Origin of the sequence: Hyphomicrobium sp. D-2 (genome assembly GCF_029872155.1) — a bacterium.
Lineage (GTDB): Bacteria > Pseudomonadota > Alphaproteobacteria > Rhizobiales > Hyphomicrobiaceae > Hyphomicrobium_A.
The window spans coordinates 277,660-303,249 of the sequence record NZ_JARXLA010000004.1; the positions used below are offsets into that span (position 1 = coordinate 277,660).

The 25,590-nt window shown below is 60.1% G+C and carries 22 protein-coding genes; 11 read left to right on the forward strand and 11 right to left on the reverse strand.

Annotated elements, in window-relative coordinates; all coding sequences use genetic code 11:
- Window positions 1–3 precede the first annotated feature (3 nt).
- Window positions 4–2,529, reverse strand: a complete 2,526-nt coding sequence (locus tag QEZ49_RS09785) for an ATP-binding protein (protein WP_280386424.1) — start codon at window positions 2,527–2,529, stop codon at window positions 4–6.
- A 369-nt stretch (window positions 2,530–2,898) separates the two neighbouring features.
- On the reverse strand, window positions 2,899–4,302 hold the full coding sequence (ahcY, locus tag QEZ49_RS09790; protein WP_280386426.1) for an adenosylhomocysteinase: 1,404 nt from the start codon (window positions 4,300–4,302) through the stop codon (window positions 2,899–2,901).
- Window positions 4,303–5,000: 698 nt separating this feature from the next.
- Between ahcY and QEZ49_RS09795 the strand changes: the two genes are divergently transcribed.
- Window positions 5,001–6,128, forward strand: a complete 1,128-nt coding sequence (locus QEZ49_RS09795; protein WP_280386428.1) for a VWA domain-containing protein — start codon at window positions 5,001–5,003, stop codon at window positions 6,126–6,128.
- Window positions 6,129–6,249: 121 nt separating this feature from the next.
- On the opposite strand, the gene QEZ49_RS09800 is transcribed toward QEZ49_RS09795, so the two are convergent.
- From QEZ49_RS09800 to QEZ49_RS09820, 5 genes are all read right to left on the reverse strand, one after another.
- Window positions 6,250–6,555, reverse strand: coding sequence for an HPr family phosphocarrier protein (locus QEZ49_RS09800; protein WP_068460093.1), 306 nt, complete (start codon window positions 6,553–6,555; stop codon window positions 6,250–6,252).
- A gap of 2 nt (window positions 6,556–6,557) precedes the next feature.
- The gene (locus tag QEZ49_RS09805) at window positions 6,558–6,968 is read right to left on the reverse strand and encodes a PTS sugar transporter subunit IIA (protein WP_280386430.1); all 411 of its coding nucleotides are present in this window, start codon (window positions 6,966–6,968) and stop codon (window positions 6,558–6,560) included.
- A gap of 192 nt (window positions 6,969–7,160) precedes the next feature.
- On the reverse strand, window positions 7,161–7,619 hold the full coding sequence (locus QEZ49_RS09810) for an HPr kinase/phosphatase C-terminal domain-containing protein (protein WP_280386432.1): 459 nt from the start codon (window positions 7,617–7,619) through the stop codon (window positions 7,161–7,163).
- Window positions 7,612–9,672: a sensor histidine kinase gene (locus QEZ49_RS09815; RefSeq protein WP_280386433.1), complete on the reverse strand. Its 2,061-nt coding sequence runs from the start codon at window positions 9,670–9,672 to the stop codon at window positions 7,612–7,614. The genes QEZ49_RS09810 and QEZ49_RS09815 overlap by 8 nt, the downstream gene beginning before the upstream one ends.
- Before the next feature lie 14 nt (window positions 9,673–9,686).
- Entirely contained in the window at window positions 9,687–10,397 is a 711-nt protein-coding gene (locus tag QEZ49_RS09820) for a response regulator transcription factor (protein ID WP_280386560.1), read from the reverse strand.
- A gap of 139 nt (window positions 10,398–10,536) precedes the next feature.
- Here QEZ49_RS09820 and QEZ49_RS09825 point away from each other — a divergent pair, with 139 nt between their 5' ends.
- Window positions 10,537–11,295: a DUF2470 domain-containing protein gene (locus QEZ49_RS09825; protein WP_280386435.1), complete on the forward strand. Its 759-nt coding sequence runs from the start codon at window positions 10,537–10,539 to the stop codon at window positions 11,293–11,295.
- Between the two features lie 102 nt (window positions 11,296–11,397).
- On the opposite strand, the gene pyrE is transcribed toward QEZ49_RS09825, so the two are convergent.
- Entirely contained in the window at window positions 11,398–11,973 is a 576-nt protein-coding gene (pyrE, locus tag QEZ49_RS09830; protein WP_280386437.1) for an orotate phosphoribosyltransferase, read from the reverse strand.
- A gap of 159 nt (window positions 11,974–12,132) precedes the next feature.
- Between pyrE and QEZ49_RS09835 the strand changes: the two genes are divergently transcribed.
- The 7 genes from QEZ49_RS09835 to QEZ49_RS09865 all read left to right on the forward strand — a co-directional run bounded on the left by QEZ49_RS09835 (window position 12,133) and on the right by QEZ49_RS09865 (window position 18,450).
- Window positions 12,133–13,944 (forward strand): glycosyltransferase family 39 protein, encoded by a 1,812-nt coding sequence (locus QEZ49_RS09835; RefSeq protein WP_280386439.1) that lies wholly within the window; start codon window positions 12,133–12,135, stop codon window positions 13,942–13,944.
- Between the two features lie 155 nt (window positions 13,945–14,099).
- Window positions 14,100–14,816 carry a TlpA disulfide reductase family protein gene (locus tag QEZ49_RS09840; RefSeq protein WP_280386442.1) on the forward strand — a complete coding sequence of 239 codons (717 nt, stop codon included), beginning with the start codon at window positions 14,100–14,102 and terminating at the stop codon, window positions 14,814–14,816.
- Window positions 14,817–15,014: 198 nt separating this feature from the next.
- Window positions 15,015–15,944 (forward strand): HAD family hydrolase, encoded by a 930-nt coding sequence (locus QEZ49_RS09845; RefSeq protein WP_083509473.1) that lies wholly within the window; start codon window positions 15,015–15,017, stop codon window positions 15,942–15,944.
- A 256-nt stretch (window positions 15,945–16,200) separates the two neighbouring features.
- A complete protein-coding gene (locus QEZ49_RS09850; RefSeq protein ID WP_280386444.1) occupies window positions 16,201–16,740 on the forward strand; it encodes a hypothetical protein in 540 nt (179 codons plus the stop codon).
- A 159-nt stretch (window positions 16,741–16,899) separates the two neighbouring features.
- Window positions 16,900–17,931, forward strand: a complete 1,032-nt coding sequence (locus tag QEZ49_RS09855; protein ID WP_280386446.1) for a tetratricopeptide repeat protein — start codon at window positions 16,900–16,902, stop codon at window positions 17,929–17,931.
- Window positions 17,932–18,011: 80 nt separating this feature from the next.
- Window positions 18,012–18,224, forward strand: a complete 213-nt coding sequence (locus QEZ49_RS09860) for a PspC domain-containing protein (RefSeq protein ID WP_280386448.1) — start codon at window positions 18,012–18,014, stop codon at window positions 18,222–18,224.
- A 58-nt stretch (window positions 18,225–18,282) separates the two neighbouring features.
- A complete protein-coding gene (locus QEZ49_RS09865; RefSeq protein WP_280386449.1) occupies window positions 18,283–18,450 on the forward strand; it encodes a hypothetical protein in 168 nt (55 codons plus the stop codon).
- 62 nt (window positions 18,451–18,512) lie between these two features.
- Here QEZ49_RS09865 and QEZ49_RS09870 read toward each other — a convergent pair whose 3' ends face one another.
- Window positions 18,513–18,719 (reverse strand): TOBE domain-containing protein, encoded by a 207-nt coding sequence (locus tag QEZ49_RS09870; RefSeq protein WP_280386451.1) that lies wholly within the window; start codon window positions 18,717–18,719, stop codon window positions 18,513–18,515.
- Between the two features lie 249 nt (window positions 18,720–18,968).
- Here QEZ49_RS09870 and QEZ49_RS17265 point away from each other — a divergent pair, with 249 nt between their 5' ends.
- Window positions 18,969–19,442, forward strand: coding sequence for a winged helix-turn-helix domain-containing protein (locus QEZ49_RS17265; protein WP_348534808.1), 474 nt, complete (start codon window positions 18,969–18,971; stop codon window positions 19,440–19,442).
- 197 nt (window positions 19,443–19,639) lie between these two features.
- On the opposite strand, the gene QEZ49_RS09880 is transcribed toward QEZ49_RS17265, so the two are convergent.
- A complete protein-coding gene (locus QEZ49_RS09880; RefSeq protein ID WP_280386453.1) occupies window positions 19,640–23,179 on the reverse strand; it encodes a mechanosensitive ion channel domain-containing protein in 3,540 nt (1,179 codons plus the stop codon).
- 274 nt (window positions 23,180–23,453) lie between these two features.
- Here QEZ49_RS09880 and murA point away from each other — a divergent pair, with 274 nt between their 5' ends.
- Window positions 23,454–24,746, forward strand: a complete 1,293-nt coding sequence (murA, locus tag QEZ49_RS09885; protein WP_280386455.1) for a UDP-N-acetylglucosamine 1-carboxyvinyltransferase — start codon at window positions 23,454–23,456, stop codon at window positions 24,744–24,746.
- 67 nt (window positions 24,747–24,813) lie between these two features.
- Here murA and aat read toward each other — a convergent pair whose 3' ends face one another.
- On the reverse strand, window positions 24,814–25,500 hold the full coding sequence (gene aat, locus QEZ49_RS09890) for a leucyl/phenylalanyl-tRNA--protein transferase (RefSeq protein ID WP_280386562.1): 687 nt from the start codon (window positions 25,498–25,500) through the stop codon (window positions 24,814–24,816).
- Window positions 25,501–25,590 lie beyond the last annotated feature (90 nt).

A 25,590-nucleotide genomic window follows, 5' to 3' on the forward strand; every position in this document is an offset into this window, starting at 1 on the left:
ACATCAGGCTGATTTACTACCGGCCGATAACTGAGCCGCAGGGCCTTCATAAGGCAAGGCCGGATCTGCTTTATCAGGGCGTCCATTGGCCGGAAGGCGCACAGTGACGCGCGTACCCAGATTAGGCTCCGATTCCAGCGCAACGGTGCCGCCGTGCAACTCGACCAGGCTCTTGACGATCGACAGCCCCAAACCGGCGCCCCGGTGGCCGGCGCTGTGATTGCCGCTCTCGAAGCGGTCGAACACACGCCACAGGTCGTCCTTCGCGATGCCGACGCCCTCGTCATCCACGGTGAAGACAACCATTTCGCCGTCGCGACGGCAGTTGATCTCGATCGTGTCGCCGGGCTTCGAGAAGCTGACGGCATTGGACAACAGATTGAACAGGATCTGCCGCACCCGTGCTTCGTCGCCGATGAATGAGCGCGCGTCATCGGCAACGCCGATGCTCAGTGACAGCCGGGAATGGGAGGCGGCTTCGCGCACGCCGACGATGGCTGCATCGATAACCGTAGAAACGTCAATCGGGGCCTGCTTCAGTTCCATCGAGCCAGCATCGATCGAAGCCAGCGTCAGGATGTCGTCGATGGTGGTGAGCAGTTCCTTCGACGAATTGGAGATATCGGCGAGATACTCTTCCTGCTTGTCGTTAAGCGGCCCGATGATCGGATTGCTCAGCATCTCGCTGAAGCCGATGATTGATGTCAGCGGGGTGCGCAGCTTGTAGGAAACGTGGCTGATAAAGGCGTTCTTGATGCGGTCGGCCGCAACGAGCGCGGCGTTGCGTTCCTCCAGCATGCGTTCATACCGCTTGGCGTTGGTTACATCGCTGAACGTCAGCAATGTTGCGCCATCGGGCAGCGGCATGGCGGCATAATCGATCAGCGTCTCGTTGGAGCGCACCATCTGGCCGGTGAACTCTTCGCGATGCTCGGAGATTGACGTGACCGAGTGATTTAGGCGGTTCCAGATTGCCGGATCATCATACAGCGGCCGGGACTGTTCGATGAAGGCATCGATGTGCGGATGTTCCGCCAAGGCCCGCTTCGGCAGATCCCAGATTTCTGCCAGCGCAGCGTTGAACAGCTTCAGGCGGCCATCGGTGCCGAAAACCGCAACGCCTTCCTTCAGCGTGTCGAGTGTCTCGCGCTGAACATTGACGAGGGCGTTGATCTCTCGCTCCAGCGCCAATCTGTCAGTGTCGTCGATGAACAGATAGGTGATGCCACCGTCGGAGTTCTTTTCCGGGCGCACCTGCAGCGTGCGTCCGTCCGGCAGCGACCAGGTATCATCGCTGACCGATGGGCTGGCGTAGGCGTCGAGAATGTTTTCCTTCCACTCGGCGTAGTTCACGACCTGAGGCAGACGGCCAAGCTCGCGCAGCCGGTCGAGAATGGCGCCAGCGGAGGGCCGAGATTTCAGCCACGCTTCATCCAGGCGCCACAGCTTGCGGAATGCTTCGTTGAAGAACACGAGTTGCTGGCGATCATTGAATACGGCCACCGCAGTCGCCACGCGATTGAGCGTGCTGTCGTAGAACTGCGGCCGCTCACCTTCGCCTTGCGGTTTTTCCAGCGACGGCACTTCAACAGCCACGGCCGCCGTTGCTTCGTCAAATGGCAGCATCGTCACATCGAACAGCCGCCGATCCCTGCCAACAATCAGATGCAGGCGGTCGCGGTATCCTTCGCCGCGCGCTAGCACGCGGGCGGCATTGCGGCGCTGGCGCTGCTCCAGCAGTTCGATCTGGCGCTCGTGCACTTCCGAGCGGCCGCGCGCCTCAACGGCGCGAACGTATGCGTTGTTCACCCAGGTGATGCGGCCATCCTTGGCGCGCAGCCACACGGGTATGGGCAGAGCATCGAGCAGCGCACGGCTGGCGCGAACTTCGCGGGCCAGCCGTTGATGCTGAGCCATGATGCGCGCAACTTCATCGCGATGGCCTGCAACATCGCGGAAGCGCAGGATGGCGCGTCCGCCCGAGGTGCGGCCTTCAGCTTCGAGGTGTCCATCCGCCGTCGTGCGGACAATCAGGTTGAACGGGTGGCCGGAAGCGAACAGGGCATCAATGGCGGGTTTCAATGCGGCCGCTGAGGCCGGTTCCAGCCAGTTGCCGAACCGCAGGAATTTTTCGGGCGAGTCCGGCAGGCCGGGGATGCCATGCAACGTATAGGCAGCGACAGCCAAAGGCTTGTGCTGCTCCCAGTAGAGCAACACCTGCGGCTCGGAACGGATGACGGAGTCTGCTGCGGTGAGGGAGCGCTTCAGCGCGGTTATTTCCGCGCGCGATTGGCTTTCCTTGCTGCGCAGTCGATCAAACGCCATCCAGCCGATCCCGCCCGCAATGACCAGAGCGGCCACTGTTGCGCCGAGCAGAATGCCGGCCTGGGCGCCAAGCAATGGCAGATTGAATCCTGTGCCGGATGTGACGCTGGCGGCAAGCAGAAGCACGCATGCAAAGCTCGCCGTTGCTAATGCGGCCAGCCCATACGGCTTTCTTGCAAGTCGGGTCAGGGTCGCAAACTGCATCGGGATCCGGGACAGGAAAGGGGGCACCCGAGGCCAAAGACGCAACGAACAACGGACAAAGGCCCTGCGCCATCGCCCTCAGGGGCGAATCACATCCGATTATGGGGCAGGCAGGACCGCCGTGGCCAGCGATGCAGCCGTCGCAGTAGCGGGGCGGGAGCTTTTGGCTGTCAGGTGCTGCCGACAAGACGCACGCACCCGGTGATGGTGGCTGTTTCAGACCTGATCGATGCGGGCTCTATCGGCCCCCGGCGTGAATCATCGGTCCCAGCAAGGCCATAATCGCTGCGGGCATTCCCAGCCCGCAGCGATGAGTTGTTGGCTCCGGCAAGCAGCAGCAGCGTTGCCGGTTCGCAAGAAGCGCGGGCCTTAGTAGCGGTAGTGGTCGGCCTTGAACGGGCCTTCCTGGGTGACACCGATATAAGCCGCCTGCTCCGGGCTCAGCTTGGTCAGCTCGACGCCGATCTTCTCAAGGTGGAGACGGGCAACCTTCTCGTCGAGGTGCTTGGGCAACGTATAGACTTCATTCTTGTACTTGCCCGCGTCGGCCCACAGTTCCATCTGCGCCAGCGTCTGGTTGGTGAACGACGCCGACATCACGAACGAGGGATGACCCATCGCGTTGCCAAGGTTCACCAGGCGGCCTTCGGATAGCAGGATGATGCGGTGGCCATCGGGGAACTCGATCTCGTCGACCTGCGGCTTGATGTTGTTCCACTTCAGGTTCTTCAGGCCCGCAACCTCGATCTCGTTGTCGAAGTGGCCGATGTTGCACACGATGGCGCGATCCTTCATGCCGCGCATGTGCTCGGACGTGATGACGTCCTTGTTGCCGGTGGCGGTCACGAAGATATCGGCGCGGGGAACAGCGTTCTCCATCGTCACGACTTCATAACCTTCCATCGCCGCCTGCAGTGCGCAGATCGGATCGATTTCGGAAACGAGCACGCGGCAACCGGCGTTGCGCAGCGATGCGGCCGAACCCTTGCCGACGTCGCCGAAGCCGGCAACCATGGCGACCTTGCCGGCCATCATCACGTCGGTGCCGCGGCGGATGCCGTCCACCAGCGACTCGCGGCAACCGTAGAGGTTGTCGAACTTCGACTTGGTGACGCTGTCATTGACGTTAATGGCAGGGAACAGCAGTTCGCCACGCTTCTGCATGTCGTAAAGACGATGCACGCCCGTGGTGGTCTCTTCCGAAACGCCCTTGATGTTCTTGGCCAGCTCGGCAAACCAGCCGGGCTTTTCCGTCAGCGTCTTCTTGATCAGGTTGAATAGCACCGTCTCTTCTTCAGAGCCGGGCTTGTCGAGGAATGCCGTGTCGCCCTTCTCGGCGCGCAGACCGAGGTGGACGAGCATGGTGGCGTCGCCGCCGTCGTCGAGGATCAGGTTCGGCGTGCCGCCGTCACCCCACTCAAGCAGACGGCGCGTGAAGTCCCAGTATTCCTGCAGGGTTTCGCCCTTGTAAGCGAACACTGGAACGCCAGCGGCCGCGATGGCTGCGGCAGCATGGTCCTGCGTGGAATAGATGTTGCACGACACCCAGCGGACATCGGCGCCAAGAGCCACCAGCGTCTCGATGAGCACAGCGGTCTGGATGGTCATGTGCAGCGAGCCGGCGATGCGGGCGCCCTTGAGGGGCTGAGAAGCGCCGAACTCTTCGCGGGTGGCCATCAAGCCGGGCATCTCGGTTTCGGCGATGGCGATTTCCTTGCGACCCCAATCGGCGAGGCTGATGTCTTTAACGACGTAGTCTACGGGCTTACCCATGCGCGTGTGCTCCTTGACTGACGACCAGAGAGGCCGGTGGACGGCGGCTTCGCCACCTTTAGCGGCTCTTCTAGCGAGACACGTCCTGCACCGCAACAAGATATAAACAAGTCCTTATATGTGTTCCAAGGACGCCTGGGCCCAACACTGGGGCGGACGGCGTGAACGCAGGTGTCCGGACCTGTTTTTTCGAAAAACAACGACTTGTTAATCTAAATAAAATGCAAAGCTAATGGCCGCAATAATAAATTATTATGCATTAGAAGCGGGCGTTCGATCTTTTAATAACATTCAATCTTTGAACGAGGCATATTCCTGCGAACAACAACTGATATTGCAGGGTGAGGGCGTCGATGAACCATTTCTGGGAGCGCCGGGCAGGTCATTTCGGTAAGGGATTTCGCCGTTTCAGGCGCGATGATCGCGGCGGCGTAGCTATTGTATTTGGGCTCTCTATCCTTGTGATCATGTTGGCCGCAGGTGCCGCCATTGATTTCAGCCGTTGGCTGCACGCGCGTGACAAGACGCAGGAAGCGGTCGACGCTGCGGTTCTGGCGGGCGGTCGGGTGCTGCAGACTGGTGGCACCAAGGCAGCTGCGATCGCAGCCGCGCAGAGTTTTTATGATGAGAACGTCAAGAACCGGATGGATGTCGTCTCGGACACGGTGAACTTCAACGTGCGCGATGACAACAAGGGCATGAGCGCCTCCGGCATGGCGGAAATTTCGACGCCGCTGCTGGCATTCACCAAGTTCTTTGGCGGCTCGGGTGTCAGTAAGCTCCCGCTGGAAAGCGGTGCGCAGGCCGAATTTGCAATGGGCAAGGGAAGTGTCGAGGTGTCACTCATTCTCGACATCACCGGGTCTATGAAGGAAGGCACAAGGCTTGCTGATATGAAAGCGGCAGCTGCCGATCTGGTGAACACTGTGGTCTGGGAAGATCAGAGTGAACACTACGCAAAGGTGGCGCTGGTGCCGTATGCGGCTGCTGTCAATGTGGGCGATCTGGCGACGACCGTACGCGGATCCATTAAGAGCGGCACCGCAACAACCCCAGGCTCTCAGAAGTACAAGTTCACGAATGCTGAGCGCCGGGCAGCCGAGAAAACGTTCTCGATCAGCACCTGCGCTACCGAGCGCACCGGTTCTGAAAAGTTCACCGATCAATCGCCGACGTCGGCAAAAGTCGGACTGAATTATCCGGTCTCCGGTTCGAGCAATCCGTGCCCGTCGGCGCAAGTCGTTCCGCTCACAAAGGACAAGCTAAAGCTGTTGACGGCTATTGCGAATTATGAAGCTGCAGGTTCCACGGCCGGCCATATCGGTATTGCGTGGGGCTGGTACGCGCTATCACCAAACTGGAGTTCGGTGTTTACCGGAGAGAGTGCACCGGCGTCTTACAGCAAGCTGACTGAAAAGGACCGCAAGGGCGCACCGATGCTGCGCAAGATTGCGGTGCTGATGACCGACGGTGAGTTCAACACAGCCTATTGCAACGGCGTCATCGCGAAAGATTCGGGCGACGGCAGCGGTGGCGATGCTGACCATATCAATTGCAACGCGACCAACAGCAGCTCTGAATACCCCGGCCGCAGCTCTGAATATCAGGCGCGGGCACTCTGTGACGCAATGAAAGCCAAGGGTATCATCATTTATTCGATCGGGTTTGGCAGCGGCGTTGCCGATGAAGCGAAATCGCTATTGAAAAGCTGTGCGACGGAACCTGAAAAGGGACTGCATTATTACATGGCCACTACTGGTGACCAGCTCAAACAGGCCTTCCGGGATATCGCGCTGAAAATGTCGTCGCTTTATCTGTCGCGATAAGCTGGGTAAAAATCGGATAGATTTTGCAGGGAGCGCGCTGTGAAGCAGTGTGCTCCCTTTTTCTTCTATGCGATGTATCGGATCCGATGCGGGTAGAAGCTTGATACCACCGCAGCAGTGTTCAGCCGTCCTCGACGCATTCCTCGCCGAAACCATCCTCGACCAACGAGACCAGCGCCTGCAGCGCTTCCGGCCCCTGTGGGCCCTGCGCTGTCATGTGCAGCGTCGATCCGGGACCAGCGGCCAGCATCATCAGCCCCATGATTGAGGTGCCGCCCACCGACTGGCCATCGCGCGTCACGGTGATGACTGCATCGTAGGTCTCAGCGCATTTGACGAATTTTGCGGAGGCACGGGCATGCAGCCCTTTGCAATTGCGTATCGTCACCAGCGCTTCAGGACGGGAGCTGTTCTCGATCTCTGGCATACTCAACTCGAACCTTCTCCCGACAGCTCCTGGCTGGCGATCTTGATGTACTTGCGGCCCGCATCACGCGCGCATTGCACCGCATCCGCCAACGGCATCTCGCTGCGGATGCTGGCAAGTTTGACAAGAATGGGCAGGTTTATGCCTGCAATGACTTCCACGTTGGCCTCGTCCATCACCGAGATGGCGAGATTGGAGGGGGTGCCCCCGAACATGTCGGTCAGGAGAATAACGCCGTCGCCGGTATCGACACGCCGGATGGCCTCGATGATCTGACCGCGTCTGAGGGCAGCATCGTCATCCGGTCCGATGGAGACCGTCTCAAGCTGTGTTTGGGGCCCCACCACGTGCTCGAGCGCAGAACGAAACTCTAGCGCGAGTCCGCAATGGGTAACGATGACAAGTCCGATCATGGAATAAAGCCGATCTCGTCTGTTGCCCTGCCGCTAGTGGGCGAGGGGCTTGATCGTTGCGATCGCTGACTGCTTTCGCCGGGCAAATCCCAGGCAGGGCCTATTCGCAGCGCGGCAGAATTTACAAGGCTTCTTACGGGGCGCAAGTGGATTTGGCTTCTCCCTATGCAACTGTCCGTGGGGTATCCAACGCTAGTCCTTGCAGGATTCCAAGGCCAGAAGCAGCTTTATCGGCGCTGAGGCCTCAAACGGAGCCACCCGTAGCAAGGGCAGATTTATGCCTTGCAGGTTGGTGCGTAAAGGCGGATCGGGCAGCCGGTCGACCTCGGCCGGGGCTGTAAGATCCACGACCAGCTCGACAAATGCCCACGGCACATAGGGCATTGCGACGATTCCCAGCCCGCGCACCTCCATGCGGCCTGCCAGAATGCTGGGCGGTTCAATGCGCAACCTGTTGCCATCGCTCGTCAAAATGACGCGGTCATCGGCAACAAGTTCGGCCGGCGCTGGCAGCAACAGGGATGGCGGCAGGGCGATACAACGCAATGCCAAATCGGATTTGCCGGCACCTGAAGCGCCGCGAATAAGCACTGCCCGTCCATCCACCGCGATTGCGGTACCGTGATGGGTTGCGGGCAGGTGGTCAGGCACGGCGACCACCCGAAGCATTGCCCCGGTGCGTGGGATTGGCCATCGGCAACCGCACCGTGAACCTGGCGCCGCATGGCGCTGCATCCGGCACATCATCCGGCCCGGCATTCGGCGGATAGCGGTTCTCGGCGATGATGTCGCCGCCGTGCGCAAGCACGATCTCGCGCGAGATGCTGAGGCCAAGCCCAGAGTTCTTGCCGCGGCTGGTGTCCGTTGCCGGGCGATCGGAATAGAACCGGTCGAAGATGATTTCCAGACGGTCGGCGGGGATGCCGGGGCCTTCGTCTTCAACGAAAACTTCCAGATGCGGAGACGCGACCCGAGCGAGCACTCTCACCTTGCCGCCTTCGGGCGAAAATGAGATTGCGTTGTCGATCAGGTTTGTCAGCACCTGTCCGAGCCGGCCCTCGTCGCCGACGATGTAAAATGCGCCGGAGAAGGGCTCTGTGCCGATTTCCAAGGTTACGCTGCGGCTATCGTCGCCAATGATGTCGCTGAAGATCGAAACAACGTTTTCGAGCATCGTAGGCACGTGAACGTGGCGCATTTCCTTGCGCGCCAGCTCCGCATCGAGCCGTGAAAACTTCGATACGTCGGTAATCAGGCGGTTGAGACGCTTTAACTCATCCTGAATCTGCCCCACCAGATGCATGCGCTGTTCATCGGTTTTCGCGTAGCCCAGCGATTCAGCGGTGGAGCGTGCAGCGGTGAGCGGATTTTTCAGCTCGTGTGCCACGTCGGCGGCAAATTTCTCGCTGGCCTCAATGCGCCGGCACAACGCGCCAGTCATGGCCTGAAAAGCTTCGGCCATCTGCGCCACTTCATCGGTGCGATTGCGATACTGCGGCAACTGCGTGCGTGCATCAATGCTCTGGCTGACGCGTTCGGCGGCTGCGGAAAGGCGACGGATCGGACCTGCAACCGTGCGCGCCAGCAACAGCGAAGTCACCACCGAGGCAAGCAGCGCAACGGCCGCAAAAATCAGAATGATGACGCGCTCTTCGTTCAGGATCTTGTCGATCTGGCCCGGCCGGGTTGAAAGCAGCAACACGCCCCGCACTTCGCCGAAGCGCTTGATGGGCTGGGCAATCGAAACAATCTGCTCACCCTTGCGGTTGAGCAGCAGCATGCTGGTTTCCTGGCCGGTCAGTGCTTCGCGCACTTCCTTGTAGGCCATGCCGTTGCCGGTGCCGATCTCCTGATACACCGACAGCGGTTCGCGGAAGAGATAGCGCGTCAGGCGTGTCCAGAAATTCTGCGTTTTGGTTCTGTCACCGTCGGCGCCGGTCGGCTCATTGCGCAGCGCTTTCCAGCGCGCCAGCGTCTGCTGCGTATCGACGATCAGCGTGCCGTCGCGGCCATAAATCCGCGCGCGCGTGTTCGTCGGTTGAATCAGCTTGCGTACAATTGGCGTCACATCTTCGGGATGGATTGACAGTTCCAGCGATGCCAGTCCGTCGTCGCGGTAACGCGTTACGGCCGGTGGCGCATCGGGGAGCGAGTCCGGATCGATGACGATCTGCTCGCGCACGACCTTGGCATTGCCCGCGATGGCATCGGCGATGATCTTGCCTTGCGTGGTCAGCGCGTCGACCTTGGCGTCGATCAGCCAGGTGTGGAACGAGCTTAGATAGAGAATGCCGCCCAGCAGGATGATGAAGCCGAGCAGGTTTGAAATCAGGATGCGCCGTAGCAAACTGGCAGAAAAGAAGCGCACGATCCGCTGACGGGAAAACCAGGCCTGCAGTGGTGCTAATGCACTCGGACGGGATGCGGCATCGCCGGCATCGGCAGTAGCGGCCGGAGAACCCAATGCGATTGAAGTGGCTGCGCGGTGAATAGAATTGAACGTGTCGCGCGCAACATTGCCGATTGCAACGGCCGTTGGTTTGACTGCCGTATAAACGGCTCCGTACATCGCGGTTGCTTTGGCTGCTGCTGCGGAAAACACAGACACCGTCGCGCTCCGGACGTCGCCCGCCAGCCCTTGCGGGTTGGCGAACTGATCCGGTGGCAGCGGCTGTTCCTCAGATCGCCCGGTTTCGAGCGTCATCTCACCTCCGCGCCTCAAGATTCCTTGAAGCGGTAGCCAACGCCATACAGGGTTTCAATGACATCGAAGTTGTCATCGACCTGTTTGAACTTTTTGCGCAGGCGCTTGATGTGGCTGTCGATCGTGCGATCGTCAACGTAGACCTGATCGTCATACGCGGCATCCATCAGCGCGTCACGTGTCTTGACGACGCCGGGGCGTGCGGCAAGTGCCTGCAGGATCAGAAATTCCGTCACGGTGAGTGTAACGGGCTTGTTGTCCCAGTGGCAGTTGTGACGCTCGGGATCAAGCTTCAGCTTGCCGCGTTCGAGAATACGTGCCGCTTCCGTTTCAGTTACAGCCGCTGGATCTTTCGGCTGGAAGCGACGGAGAACCGCTTTCACCCGTTCAACAACGAGACGCTGCGAGAAAGGCTTGGCAACGTAATCGTCGGCACCCATCTTCAAGCCGAACAATTCGTCGATCTCTTCGTCCTTGGAGGTGAGGAAGATGACCGGCATGTCGGAGCGTTGGCGAATGCGACGCAGAAGTTCCATGCCATCCATGCGCGGCATCTTGATATCGAAGATGCCGAGATCGGCTGGATCTTCGGTCAAGGCTTCCAGTGCAGACACGCCGTCGTTATACGTGCGTACCTTGTAGCCTTCGGCCTCAAGCGCCATACGTAGTGATGTGAGAATGTTCCGCTCGTCATCAACCAGCGCGATCGTGCTTTTTTCTTTCATCATGTCCCGACCCTGCGGCAGAGTACCACCCCGCCGCGCTTTATGGCTCCAAGGTGTATCAATTGTGGCAGAGCCAATTTCGTGATTTCTGCCTGAACGTTATCTGAATAGCTTGTCCACAGGAAGCGGGGGAGAGCCCATGTCTGTTGAAGAGCCTGCAAAACAGCCGTCTTTTTCCGATATTAAGGAAACCGATGTGCTGGCGCGAACAATAATCAGATCAGCGATGAAGGGTTCGCTCGCGACGCTGCTGACGCCGGGCGGCCATCCATATGCTTCGCTGCTGCTGACGGCAACAACCGCCGATGGAACGCCTATTTTCCTGATCTCCAAGCTCGCGCTGCATACCCGGAATCTGCTGGAAGATGCGCGCGCTAGCCTGTTGATCGACGCGACCGGAACTGAATCCGATCCCATGCAGGGCTCGCGAATCACGCTGGTCGGCGAGGCGCGCCCCGTAACGGACGAATCAATTGCTCGCCGTTTCCTGGCCCGTCATCCGAGCGCGGCCGGCTATGCGAGCTTCCCTGATTTCTCGTTTTATACGCTGCAGGTTGAAACCGCCCACTACATCGGCGGCTTCGGACGCATCTTCGATCTTCCTCGCGAACAATTGCTCGTAGACCTGTCCGGAGCAGAAGCTCTGGTGGAGGCTGAGCAGGGCATCGTGTCTCACATGAACGAAGATCACGCCGATGCCATCGGGCTATATGCCACGCAGCTTCTCGGCGCTCCCGCTGGCGAATGGCGCATGACCGGCGTTGATCCGGAAGGTTGCGATCTGGTGCTGGGCGCCCGTGCGCTGCGCCTGCGTTTTGCCTCGCGGGTCAGCAATGGCGATGAAGTTCGCAAGGAGTTGGTGCGTCTCGTAGGCGTCGCGCGCGACCAGGCTGCGTAATCAAATAGTAGCCAGAAATGTTTTAGAGCCGCATCGAATAGAGCGGCTCTAAAACATCTGCCCATCAGCCAAGCTGCGGACGTCTCCGCGCCTCGCCGTGGATTAGCCCCGGAAATCACCCAGCGTCAGGATCGGGGTCAGCGTCAGGCCGGCGGCTGCGAACGCTTCGCCAGCGCCTTCAAGCCGATCGACAATCGTCACCACGCCGACGACATCGGCTCCTTCATCGCGCACGTTTTGCGCCGCCTTCACCGCCGAACCGCCGGTGGTGGTTACGTCTTCCACGATCACCACGCGCTTGCCCCGCAGCGTTTCGCCAGCGGGCAGTCCTTCGATCAAGCTCTGGGTGCCATGATCCTTGGCCTGCTTGCGGACGAAGAACGCGCCGACGGGCTGATCCGTGGTGTGGCTGACGGCAGTTACCGCCGCAGCGATGGGGACGGCCCCCATCTCCAGGCCACCGACGAAGTCCGGCTTCAGTTCGGCGATCGTGTCCAGGATCAGCGTCGCGATCAGGTGTGCGCCTGCGGCGTCCATCATCGTTGGCTTCAAATTGAAGTAGTAGGTCGAGGTTTTGCCCGAGGCCAGTTTGATCTCGCGGCCCGACTGAAACGAACGACGCTTAATGATTTCAATGAGTTGCGCCTTGAGCGCCGCCCTGTTCGCATTTATTGCCATCGTGCCGCGCCTCCGCCGGAAATTCCACCGCTTGCGCAATCGCTTAAGTGCGGTATCAGTGTCAACCCCGCTCGGCGCGTCCTGGCGGATTTCCCAGCATTGTGGGCTGAAGCTTGAGCTTTAGCAGGCAGTCCACCGGTTCGGTTGCCTGACCCGCCCATGAGCACATCGGTTTCAATCCTTCAGCGCCTTGAGCGTCATACGGTCCGCCTGCTCGATTTTCTGGCGTTGCGGCCGGGGTTTGCGGCGCTGGTGCTCGGCGCGCTGGCGCTGTTTGTGTACCTGCCCGGCGTTATCATGCTTTCGCCCGTAGATCGCACCGAGGTGATCTACACGCTGACGTCCCAGAAGATGCTGGCGCAGGACACGGCCATCGATGCCAGCTTCGATGGCGAGCATTTTCAATTCCGCCCCATCGGGATTTACTGGTTCCAGGTCGCGGCAGGCAAACTGCTCGGCGAATGGAGCTGGGACGACGTCATCACCTACCGTCTGCCGTCGCTGCTCGGGGGTATACTCGCGGTCGTGGCGTTGTGGTGGCTGAGCCGACCGTTGGTGGGGCCGCGCCGGGCCATTATTGCCGCCGCGCTGTTTGCCGTTTCGCCGATTGTCGCGCTGCAGGCGACGTTAGCGATACCGGAAGGGCCGCTACTGCTGACCATTGTCATCACGCAGCTTTGCCTGATGCGGATCTACGCAAGCGAGCCGGATGAAAATCGGCATGAGTTGTGGCTGGCAATGGCGTTCTGGGTTGCGCAGGGTGTCAGCATCCTGCTCAACGCGCTGGCGGTGCCGATCCTGTCGCTGGTCACCGTTGTGCTGCTCTATGTGTTTGATCGCAGGCTTGCCTGGCTTTGGCGCCTGCGCCCGCTCATCGGCGTGCTTCTGATGTGCGCCATCGCAGCGCCGTGGCTGCTGATCCGCGCCCATTTCGACGGCGGCGTTCCCTTCGCTGGCATGCCCTGGGACAAGTTCATCCGCGCCCTTGGCGGTGCGCAGAACATGAAGTGGCACGCCGCGCCGCTCACGTTCACGCTCGCCATTTTGCTGGGCACACTGCCAGCCGCGATCTTCCTTTTTCCAGCACTTCGCAACCTTTGGCAGACGCGCAGTCTTGCCGTCGAGCGCTTCCTGTTCGCATGGATCGTCGGCTACTGGCTCTATCTGGAGCTGATTGCATCCAAGCCCGCGCTGTACACCGTGCAGGCGATTTTTCCGGCCATTGCTTTAGCGATTGCGCTTGTCATTGATCCAACGCGTACGCCCGCGCAGGCAAAAACCGGGCAAGGGCTGATCGTGCCGCCGCAGACTTTGCGCATGCCGTGGTGGCTGGTCGCCATCGGATTGTCTGGCATTTACGTCGGCGGATTGTGGCTTGCCGGTGCTGTCTTCGACTGGACGATTGCATTGGTCATTGCGGTCGTTGTCGCGATGCTGACGCTTTCCGCAGTCGCAATTCTGCGCAACTACGCCGCTGCCTGGTTTGCCGCCGCGGTTACTGGCTTTGCGCTATTCATCCCTTCCACCTTCGCGCTGGTGATGCCGCACATGGAAATCGGCTGGCCCGCGCAACGCATGGAAGAAGCGCTCGCCCCCTTGCGCCGCTGCGTCACCGGGCCGGTTGGGGTGATCGGTTTCCGCGAACCTTCGGCCACCTTCGCATTCGGCCGCACCGCCTATTCCAATATCCCGGCGGTGGCGGACTGGATCGCCGCCGGTGACAACGCAATTGCCCTGGTGGACGACCGCTGGCAGCCCGATCTCGATGAAGCGTTGGCCGCGCGCGGAGCCAGCAAACCGCAACGGCTAGGCTGCATCGAAACCTTCAACGTGATGCGCGGCTGTCCGTTGCATTTCTCCATTTATGCGGCCGGGCGTGAAAAGCTCGCCCCTGAATGCCAGCTTAGCGAGGAATACGCCTGCACCCGCCCGCTGCCAGTGCAGGCAGATCCGGATTCCCGCTGCCGTTGAACATCCGTTTACGGCTTCCGCGCGAGGCTGTCGCTTGAGTGCGTCAGTTGCGTACGGTATGCCGAGCCCCAATATGCACTGCACTTTAATACTACACCCGGCCGCCCATCTGACGGCCTATCCGCGCCCAACACCCAAATCGAGAAAGCCTGCCCATGGCCTCCCAGCAATTCAATCCCGAGCAGCCGCCTGAACTGGTCGTTTCGCAGTGGTTCAACACGGAGCCGCTTTCCCTGAAGGCGCTCAAGGGCAAAGTGGTGGTGCTGGTCGCGTTCCAGATGCAGTGCGCCGGTTCGCTGCGCCACGCGCTGCCGCAGGCCACGCGCATTGCGCGCGCCTTCACGCCGGAACAGGTGGCGGTCGTCGGCCTGCACATGGTGTTCGAGAACCACAAGGATATGGCGCCGGAGCATCTGGTGGAGTTCCTGAAGACGGAACACATCGACATCCCCGTTGCGGTCGATGCTCACTCCGCTGATGGTTTGCCGCAGACCATGGAAGCATACGGCATGCAGGGCACGCCTACGGTGCTGGTGTTCGACCGCCAGGGCCGTCTGCGCCGCCACTATCTGGGCGCGGTGGATGACGTGCGCCTCGGCGCTGAGATTATGGCGCTGTGCATCGAAGATCGCGACGCCCCGCGCGAGCAGGCCGTGGCGATTGAACAGAAACTGCATGCGGCGCTGGTCGATCCGAACGAGCATCACCACGACCATGACGGTGGCTGCTGTGGTGGCCATCACGACCATGATCACGGTCATAGCCACAGCCACGATCACGAGGGCGGCTGCTGCGGTGGACACGACCACTCGCACGATCATGGCCACAAACATGAGCACGCTCACGGCGAAGGCTGCGGCTGCAAGCACTAAGCAACAACGGAGCGGGGCAAGTTGGCGCTGATGCGCAAGGCAAAATCTGCGCTGCTGCCCCGTTTTTCCGCCGCCGTCTTTAATTCGCCGCCCGAATCACGCGATGGTCGCCGATGCAAGTCATCGGCGGCGCGCTGATGACTGAGCCCGTTCCGTACGGGTAATTTGGGCTGGCGCGCCAAGCCGGAGTAATCGGCAATGGCTGACGACGTGGCGGACATCGAAGACACAATGACATCCGAGGCCGATGTAAAGCCGCGTGAATCCGCGCGTGCGACGTTCGAGAAGAAAACCATCGCGCTCGTCTATGATTTCGACGGCACGCTGTCGCCGCGTCCGATGCAGGATTATGCGTTCCTGCCGCAGATCGGTATTGATCCAGAAGAGTTCTGGCGCGAATCGAACGAGATTGCGCGGCAGGAAGGTGCCGACGGCCTCATCTCCTACATGCGGCTGATGTATCGCAAGGCGAAGGAAAAAGGCATCCGCATCGACCGTGAAGATCTCGTCGCGCAGGGCAAGAAAGTTGAGCTGTTCCCCGGCGTTGAAGAATGGTTCGAAGAGATCAACAATTACATTAAGCTGAAGTCCGAGACGCATGGTGTTTCGTTGCGCCATTATATCGTGTCGGCCGGTCTTACCGAGATCATCGAAGGCACCAGCATCTACAAGCGTTTTCACAATGTTTTCGCGTCGGAATACTGGTTCGACGCTTACGATCTGCCGTACCCTAAGCGCGTCATCACCGACACCGGCAAAACGCAGTATCTGTTCCGCATCAACAAGGGCATCGAGGATCTCGGCCAGGGCATCAACGAGCACATGGACGAGAGCAAGCGGCCGATCCCGTTCTCGAACATGATCTACTTCGGCGACGGCGATACGGATGTGCCGTCGATGGCGGTGATGCGCAAGAACGGCGGCTATGCCATCGCCGTGCACCGGCCAGGCAAGGCGCGCAAGAAATGCGTTGATCTGTTCAAGGCCAAGCGCTGTGATTTCTTTGCGCCTGCCGATTACCGTCGCGGCTCAGATCTCTTCAAGCGCACATGCCTGCTGCTCGATCGCGTGCTGGCCGACATCCGCGTGCAGGAAGAAATGTGGCGCCTCAATCGCGATGTGAAGTGACGTCGGCACACTGAACGTCCGTCATTGTGGATATTGCTGTATCGGCCCATTTGCGGCGCGCCGTTTCAGCTAAGGTTGATGCAACGATTCTGCGCGCTTTCACGCAGCAATCCGGCGGCATAGTTCGGCCGCATGCGCCATCTCTGTCTGTCGAAGTCTCTCGTACGTGTTCGATGCGTCCAAGGCGCGATACCGAACGCACGAATGTGCTCTTGCATGTCGCACGCGGGCACGTCGCATTGGGGGGATGATGTCGATGATGAAACCGACCCTGCTTGTTTTAGCCGCCGCCATTGCCATCCCGGCATACAACGCGCCGGTTCACGCCACCGAATACTGGGACTGGAGCATGGGCAGCGGTGCGCCGACCGCCCGCCAGAAGGCTCAGGTGAAGCACGCGAAGCGCTATCGCAAGAAAGCGAAGGCGAAGACAACCAGCGTAGCGTCGTCGGCTGCGGCCAAAACAACAAACGACGCGACACGTGTGATGGCTTATGTGCGCCGTGAGGGCGAGAACGTTGCGCGCGCCGATGTGCAGTGCGCCGAAAAGGTGCGCGGTCTTGGGACGCAATGGATTGGCACCGAGGGCGCGCTTGATGCCGCCAAGAAAGATTGGATGGAGCGCGTGCGTTATGACTACGGCGAGTCCTATCTCGACATGACCAACGCGCACGATTTCGTTTCCCGCTGCGGCCGCGTTTCAATCGGCGAAACGATGGGGCAGGTGATGTATCGCTGCGAAATTCTGGCGCGGCCATGCAAGGGCGTGATGGCGGAAACAACCGCAAAGAAATAACGCTTTTCGGCAACTTGCGTATTCATGATCGGGCGGCAGCGGGCAAATCCGTTGCTGCCCGTTTGTTTTTTGAGTGTGTGAACAGTTGTCTCTTTGACGTGGCGCAAAGAGGAGACGCGCAACGGCGCTACTGTTCCAAGTCAGCCAAACGGGGATGCCATGACCGATTCTTTTCAAACCATCCGATCAGATCGCGTGCGGAAGCTGGCGCTGGGGGCCGTATCCGCAAGTGTCGCGTTGCTGATCGCGGGCGCCGCGCATGCTGCGGGAATGGCCGACTGCCGCAAGAGCGGATCGCCTGATGCCCGGATTGCAGCATGCAGCAAGATGATAGCGTCATCTGCCACATCGACGCCGGATCGCATCGAGGCTTTGCGCCGACGCGGTTCCGCGCACGACGCACGTGGTGCTTTCAGGCAGGCCGAAGCGGACTACACCGAAGCGCTGCGGTTGCAGCCGAACTCTGGCGCGGCGTTGATCGGCCGTGCCGAAGCGCGGCTTGCTATGGGCGAACATGCCGCCGCCATCTCCGATCTGACGGACGCCATGCGCTTTGAAGGCGCCACCGGCGGGCTCCACGTCGCGCGTGGCTATGCATGGCTTTTGCAGGGCAACGCTGACGAGGCGATTGCGGATTTCACCGCCGCCATCGGCAAGCAGAAAGACAATGCGTCGGCCTATAACAATCGCGGTCTGGCCCATCGCAAGAAGGGCGACAACGCCAGCGCGATCGCTGACTATTCGGCCGCGATCCGTCTCAATCCTTCGTTCGCGCAGGCGTATGCGAATCGCGGTTACGTTTATGAATCACAGGGTGACAAGCTTTCCGCTACGGCGGATCTGGAGCGCGCGCTGGCGCTCGATCCGGCATTGACCGGCGCGGCAAAGGGACTAAAGCGGCTCGGCGGCGCTGACGCTCAGGTTGCGGAACGCAGCAAGGCTCTCGTTGCCCACGGCAAGGAGCTAGCGCAGAAAAACTGCGCCTGGTGCCATGCGATTGGCCGCACGGGTGAAAGCCCCAACCCGCGCGCGCCGCGCTGGATCGATATGGCCGGCCGCCACCCCATTTTGGCGTTGCGGGAGCCGCTGTCGCGGGGAATTGCCCGGCCGCATGACGAAATGCCCAAATTTGAGCTTTCCGAGGCCGAGGTCGACACCATCATCGCCTACATCAACAGCCTGTCGCCATGATCGTTGGTGTACGCTAAATGGGTAGCTGCGGCGCCGCTTGGTGGTCGCCGCTGCCGCTCAACGATGGTGATGGAGTGTGAATGTCGATAGATGATCCGATGCGCCGACCGCTGACGCGCGTGCGGCAGGGCAAGATGATCGCCGGCGTGTGCGGTGGTCTGGCGAAATGGCTGGGTTGGGACCCAACGCTGGTTCGGCTTGGCTATCTGGTTCTGACCGTGCTCTCGGCTGCCTTTCCTGGCCTGCTGATCTACATTCTGTTGTGGGTTCTGATGCCTCAGGACAAGCAGTGATCGCGGCTTTGATGCGTGTAAGGGATGAGGATCTGGGCAGGCAATCGGGTGTGGTGTGATGGGCGACAACAACTCTGGCCGTGTAAATCGCAGTGCTGCGGATGTGCGCGCTGAGCGCTTGGCTGCGGAACTGCGCGCCAATCTGAAGCGTCGCAAGGATCAGGCACGGGCACGCTCAAAGGCTGCCGGTCAGCGCGCCTCGGATGCCAAGGCGGATGAAAATTAGACCACTGCCTTTGAGTGAGCGCGAATTTCCGATGCACCTATTCCAACTGGTGCAGCGTTGCTTCATTCAACTGCGATCATGACATCCGACGCTTTGATCACTGCGGCAGCTTGCATCCCAACCTTCAGTTTCAGATCGTCAACGGCTTCGTTGGTTATCGATGACGTGACGATGGTGCCCCCGACATCAATCCGAATATGTGCGGTGGTCTGCCCCTTGGTAACTTCAACCACAGTGCCTTTGAGAACGTTGCGCGCGCTGATCCGCATGATCTAAATCCCATTTTGAGAGTAGCCCGCCCCTTGGGGCGTTGATTGCCATCCAAGCCATGAAACCATGGACATGCTGGAAACGAAGACGCTTGAACCATATCCTGCCACGGGAAAGGCACTTAAGGTGGGATCTGCATTATGCCCAATTAAATATGGCATACGATATTTTTCACTACTACGAGATCAACTCAAATTAGATTGAGCGATACTGGCGAGGCGCCCTTACTGGCGAGCAAGGAGAGTTCTTTGGCTGAGCAGAAACCTGCGCGTAAAGGTGCAGTAAAGGCTGCTGCGAAGACTGCAGCCAAAGGGCGTCCAGCAGCAACGGCCGGTGGCGCCGACAAAGCGCCTTCGCACAAGCCGCGCCGTCGGAGGGAGCACGCGTTTCCTCGCGTGCAGATCCGCATTGGCGATGAGATGGTGTTGGGACCGGGTAAGGTTGAGCTGCTTGAAGCAATTGGCCGGACGGGCTCAATCTCGGCAGCGGGACGAGAACTTGGCATGTCCTATCGCCGCGCCTGGCTGCTGGTTGATGCGCTGAACCGCATGTTCCCGGACCTGTTAGTGAAAGCGTCGCCCGGTGGATCCCACGGTGGCGGGGCCAAGCTGACCGAGTATGGGATGGAAGTCGCCGCTGCTTACCGGCGCGTCGAGGAGCGGGCGCGCATTGCCATGCAGGAAGAAATGGCGCGCTTCAATGTGCGTGTCGATTCCGACTAGAGCGTTTGCGGAATCTGGAATGCGATGCCGTGCGAAGTTTCCGATGGCACGGCGGACCGGCCATCGGAAATCGGGTAGCGGAGCAGGCGATTTTTCAGGCCTGACGCAGCGGTGAAGTGATCCGCGCCGAAGTGCATGCTGTAACGTGCCAACATCAGGTCAGTCGGAGTTTGCCCTCATGACGTACGTTGGTACGCTCATGACATGGCGATTTCCTTTTCACGCAATGCGCGCTCAATCGAAACGTGCAGATCGTTGATAACGGCTGAGCGATGCGCCAGCTGCAAAACAAAAGCACGAACTTCGAATTCGAGGCCTTTTGAACCGAAGCCAATGAAGAACACGCTGGGTGCCGGTGAATCGAGCACCTGTGGCGTTGCCTTCACAGCATCGAGAATCAAAAGCTGCGCACGCAGTGTGTCAGTGCCATAGGCAATGCCGATCTTAAGCGTCACGCGTGTGATGCTGTCGGTCAATGTCCAGTTGATGACCTTTTCGGTAATTAGCGATTTGTTCGGAATGATAATTTCGCGGTTCTCACCATCGGTCATGGAGGTCGCGCGTATGTGGATGCGCGAAACCGTGCCGGTGAGATTGCCGATCGTCACCGTATCGCCGACGCGGACGGGGCGTTCAAACAGGATGATCAAACCGGAGATGAAATTGGCAACGATCTCCTGCAGACCAAAGCCGACGCCAACACCCAGTGCGGCCACGATCCACTGCACCTGACTCCAATCGAACCCGATACTGCGAAAAGCGAATATCAAGCCGACGATCGCGATCAGATACCGGCTGACGGCGCTGATTGCATATCGCGTACCGGCTTCGATCCGCAGGCGGTGCAAAGCCGTGATTTCCAGCAGTCCAGGCAGGTTGCGGGCAGCGATAAGGGTGATGATGCCGATTGCCAGCGCCACGAACACATTGGAAACGGTAACGGGCATGCTGCGCGGCGCACCATCCACCGTTATCACCTGCTGCCACAGAGGCACATCGAGCAGCGCGAGCGACGGCAATGCCTCTCGCCAGAAGAAATACAGCGTCGTGCCGAGTAGCAAAAATACGGTCAGGCGTACGAGCTGCCGCGTCTGATCGCTGATGGAAGCGATGTCAACTTCCGGCTCGGTCACGACCGGCGCGGGCTGCTGCTCGCCCGTTGCTTCCGTTTCCTGCAGTGCGGCTGCCTTAGCACGTGCCTGTTCGCGTCGTTCCAGAGCGCGGGCAATCTCAAGTTGGCGACGCGCCACCAACACTTGGCGCATGATCACGCAATAAATCAGATAGGCACCCGCGATGAGGGTAACGGAAAGCAGCAGTCCATCGCGGATCTGCGAGGCGCCGTCGTAATAACCCCACAGCGCTATGCCGGCCACTGCAAGCGGCACCAGTGAAATGAACGGATGCCAGATCATGCGCATCGCCCACAGCGGATGGCCTGTGCTGATCCGATCTGCAACAACGCCGCGCCGCGGATCAATTACGCGGGCGATGAATATCGCGACGGCAAATGCACCGGCCAGAAATGCGAAGCGGCCGAGCCCGTCGCGTACGCTTTGGGCGCTGCTGACGTTGATCATCCCGAGAATGAGCGCGATGGGGGTGATGGTGTATTTCAGCCAGATCACGTTCCGGCGCAGGACGGCGCGCGCACGTTCGCTCCAACCGAAGTGGGCTGAAAACAGGCCGTTCTCTGCGCTGATGAACTGGATCAGTCGCAGGAACAGCAGCAGATACGCGACGGCGAGAAGGCCTGCCCCGACCGCTGCGGAGAACTCGGATGCGGGCGGCGGTGGTGGAAGCGTCAGCAGCCATCCGGCGTATCCGATCAGCAGCGGCGTCTTCACGCTAAGCAGTGCTGTAATCGCCATCGCCTCAGGCGTGCGCATGTAATTATCGCTAGAATAGCGGCGTACAGCGTCGGCTATGGTGGCGAGGCGCCGCGTCATTTTTCGCGTGAACAGCACAAGGGCACTGAACACAAGCAGCACCAGCGCTGTCGGCAACGGCAATTGCGCCGCGCGCGAGAGCAGGGTACTGGCGGTTTCCTGCCATGCCTCGACGTTTAAGATCCAGCCGAAGCTAGTGCGCACCTGATCGAGCCAGCCTATGCCGATTGTGCCGGAAGTCGGCAACCAGAGCAGGCGACTGTTCAGCAGCGCCCGAAGCTGAGTTGTCTGATTGAGCAGATCGCGCTCGGCGGCGTTAGATTCCGCAAGCTGAGAAATGCGGGTCACCAGCGTATCATGAAGCTGGACGTACAGATCTCTGCGCGCACCGACGAGCTTTTCCAATGACTCGCGCACTTCTGCCGGCGGTGTCTCCCCGTGGCGCTGCGCATACAGTCCGAGGATGCGCTCCGCCATGTTTCCGGTGTCTGTCAGAGCCCGGCGGGCTTCCTCTGCCTGAAGTCGCTTGAGGCGACCGTCAACGATTGCTTGATTGCGATCGGCTATGCGCCGCTGCAAGCGCGACGTTTCCGGCAATTGGTTCCGCATCGTCCGCAACAGTTCGCTGAACTCTCCGCCGATGCTGCCGATCTCCAGCACCTGTTGCGCAGCGACCTTGCTGTCCCGCACGCGCGCCAGTTCTGCCTGTATGTCATTGAAACGCGATTTGCTCTGGTCCAGCAGGCGTACGGCCTCTGCTTCCCGCTGGCGAATAATTTCGGTGTCTTTGACATAGGCTTCGAGCACCGGATGCTTGGCGGCAAGCTTGCGTGCATCGCGGTCGGCCTCGGCTTGACGCAGCGCCGTATCGGCCGCCTGCAGCGCGTTGACGCGTGCTTCAATAATGGGGATCCGCTTCGTAAGCCTGTCGAGCTTTAACGCGGCCAAGTCGCGTCGGGCGGTCGCTGAGGCCTGGCGGGCAGGCAGACTTATCAGCTCCTGCTCGAATGTATTGAGCTTGGCCGCTCTTGCCCGACGTTCGGCCGCGATTGCAGCGCGGCGAGCGTCAGCAAGAATGGGATGTGCATCACTGGATGTTGTCTCGTCGCCACCTTCCAGAGCATCGAGAGCCTGTCTCTCTGCTGTCTGCTCCTCGCGTGCGGCGGTGGCGCGAGTCGACATCTCGCGCAGGCGGCCCTCAAGCTGATCGAGATCGGCTTTGATTGTTGCCGCTGAAGCGTTGGAAGCATCAAGAGCCTGCTGCGCCTCGGCCAGCGGAAGTTTGGTGATGCGATTCTCGAAGTCGGCGTCGGCCGCGTCCTTTTGTGCGGCTTCCAATTGCTGCTTAGCCTCAGCAATTCGTTCGGCCGACCTTTGCACCGAATCCTGAAAACGCTTCGATGCTGCCGCGCTGGCTGACGCCGCCTCAAGCTGGCCGAGCGCATTCCGCAACTGTGCGATTGCCTGATCACGAATATCGGGCGCCACATCGGAGCGTGCTTCGAGTTCCTGGATGCGAGCCTTCATGCGCTCGATGGCGCGATCGGACGCTTCCGTTGCCTCGTCGGTCGTCGCTGGAGCGGCTGCAGCTGCAGCAGAGCCCTGTGCGTTTTGATCCGCCGGCGGTTCAGCGGCAACCGGCGCGGTCGCGCCCGCTTTTGGCTCCGGAGCCGCAGCACTAGGCACGGCCGCATCGATGGCAGCTGGTACGCTGGTGTCCACCGCCACGGGCGGCGGCTGCGCCGTTGACTGCTGTGCTAGAGCCTGAGCCTGCAGGACTGCGGGCATTGCGATGAGGGCGAACAGGAACGCGATGCGTCCAGATTTCAGACGGGAGAATGTGAGCATGCTGGGACGTAGCCTGATCGCTTTGTGGCAATTATGGCGGCGCAAGTGCGGCGGCTTTCTGAAGCACCTGCGAACCATCCCTCGGCGCGCTGCACCGGAAAATTGCCTTAAAGAGGAAGGCGATTAACTTTAATGACAGCCAACCCGGCTAGTGTTCGGTGCTGCTTGTTTCAGGACAGACACGGGGTATTTCGGTCGCACTTGCTGCGAGCGTCCTGAAGCGCTTAATCACATCTTAATCGTTGCCGGTACGACCGGAGCAGAGGGATGACGCATGGATCGCATCAAGATCATCGGTGGCCAGAAGCTCATTGGCACAATTCCGATTTCAGGTGCCAAGAACGCGGCGCTGCCGCTGATGATCGCCAGCTTGCTCACGCCGGATCGGCTGACGCTTAAAAACGTTCCCAATCTTGCAGACGTCAATCTGCTGGCCCGTATTCTGCGCAACCATGGCGTCGATCTCGCTGTCGACGGTAAGCGTACCGGTCCGGCGCAGCACATCGGCGAGACGTTCCATCTTTCCGCGCGCGACATCGTCGATACGGTGGCGCCGTACGAGATGGTCAGCCGCATGCGCGCCAGCTTCTGGGTGCTCGGTCCGCTGCTTGCGCGTTGCGGTCAGGCCAAGGTTTCGCTGCCGGGCGGTTGCGCCATCGGCACGCGCCCGGTGGATCTGCATCTCACCGGCCTGAAGGAACTGGGCGCCGAAATCGAAATCGAAAACGGCTATGTCATCGCCAAGGCTAAGGGTGGTTCACTCCGCGGCGGCCGCGTCACCTTCCCGAAGGTTTCCGTTGGCGCCACGCACAACGTGCTGCTGGCCGCTGCGCTGGCACGCGGCGAGACGGTGATTGAAAACGCCGCGCGCGAACCGGAAATCGGTGACGTTGCGGAATGCCTCGTGAAGATGGGCGTCAAGATCGACGGCATCGGCACATCGACGCTCACGATCCAGGGCGCTAACCAGCTTGAAGGCGCAGTGCATTCGGTGCTGGCAGACCGCATCGAGACTGGCACGTTCGCAATGGCGGTTGCTGCAACCGGTGGTGACGTAACCCTTGAGGGCGCACGACCGGAACTGCTGAAAACGGCGCTCGATTCACTGGCTGAGGCCGGCGTCGAAATTACGCCCACCAACAGCGGTATCCGCGTGGTCCGTAACGGCCATGGCATCGATCCGGTATCGGTGGAAACGCAGCCGTTCCCCGGTTTCCCGACCGATTTGCAGGCGCAGTTCATGGCGCTGATGACGCGTGCCAAGGGCACAAGCGTGATCCGCGAAACGATCTTCGAAAACCGCTTCATGCACGTGCAGGAACTGGCGCGTCTTGGCGCCGACATTCAGCTGCACGGCGATAGCGCCACGATCAAGGGCGTGAAGGGGCTGACCGGTGCTCCGGTGATGGCAACGGATCTGCGCGCATCGGTGTCGCTGGTTATCGCAGCGCTTATGGCTGAAGGCGAGACGATGATCAACCGCGTCTATCATCTTGATCGCGGTTTCGAGCAGCTTGAACAGAAGCTGTCGCGCTGCGGCGCGCAGATTGAGCGCCTTACGGGCTGATCTGTCTCTCTCAGAGCAACTGCCCTGGCATCATCAAGCAACATGGATGCGCTGACGCTGGAAAGTGTCAGCGCATTTTCTTTGTGTTCGCATGATCCAGAATATCGAGCACCTGCTGCGGCTGCGCATCGAGCGGCAGCGCGAAGAAATCGGCATCGGTATCGAGCGCCTGTTCCAGCGCGCGATGAAACTCTTCGCGGTTAAGTTCAACGGTGCCGAACTGCCGCAAATGGTCGGTTACGAACTGCGTATCGAGCAGGCGAAAGCGCCCGTGTATCAGCCGCGCTGCCAGATGCAGCAGCGCGATCTTTGAAGCATCACGCTCGAACGAGAACATGCTTTCGCCGAAGAAGGCGCCGTTCAGCGCTACGCCATACAACCCGCCGACGAGACGGTCGCCATCCCAGGTTTCAACCGTATGGCAATGGCCAAGGTTGAATAGTTCGCGATAGAGCGTGCGGATGCGGTCGTTGATCCAGGTGGACCGGCGGCCCGGCCTTGAGCCCGCACAGCCGTCGATCACGCGATCGATGTCGGTATCGATCTTCACCTTCAGGTGCGTGGTGCGCAGCGTGCGCGCCAGGCGCTTCGGAACATGGATGCGATTTAACGGCAGGATGCCGCGATGCTGCGGCTCGATCCAGAACAGCGCCGGATCGTCGGCGCTCTCGGCCATCGGAAAAATCCCGCAGGTATATGCCTTCAGCAGCACCTGCGGTGTAATTTCGATGGCAATGTCGTCGCGCGAAGCCATGACGTCCGGAAGTTGAAGTCTCACGGCTCATATCTGCCGTACCTAATCAGGTATAGCAGCCAGACGTGAAAACAACCCTTGCCGACTTCG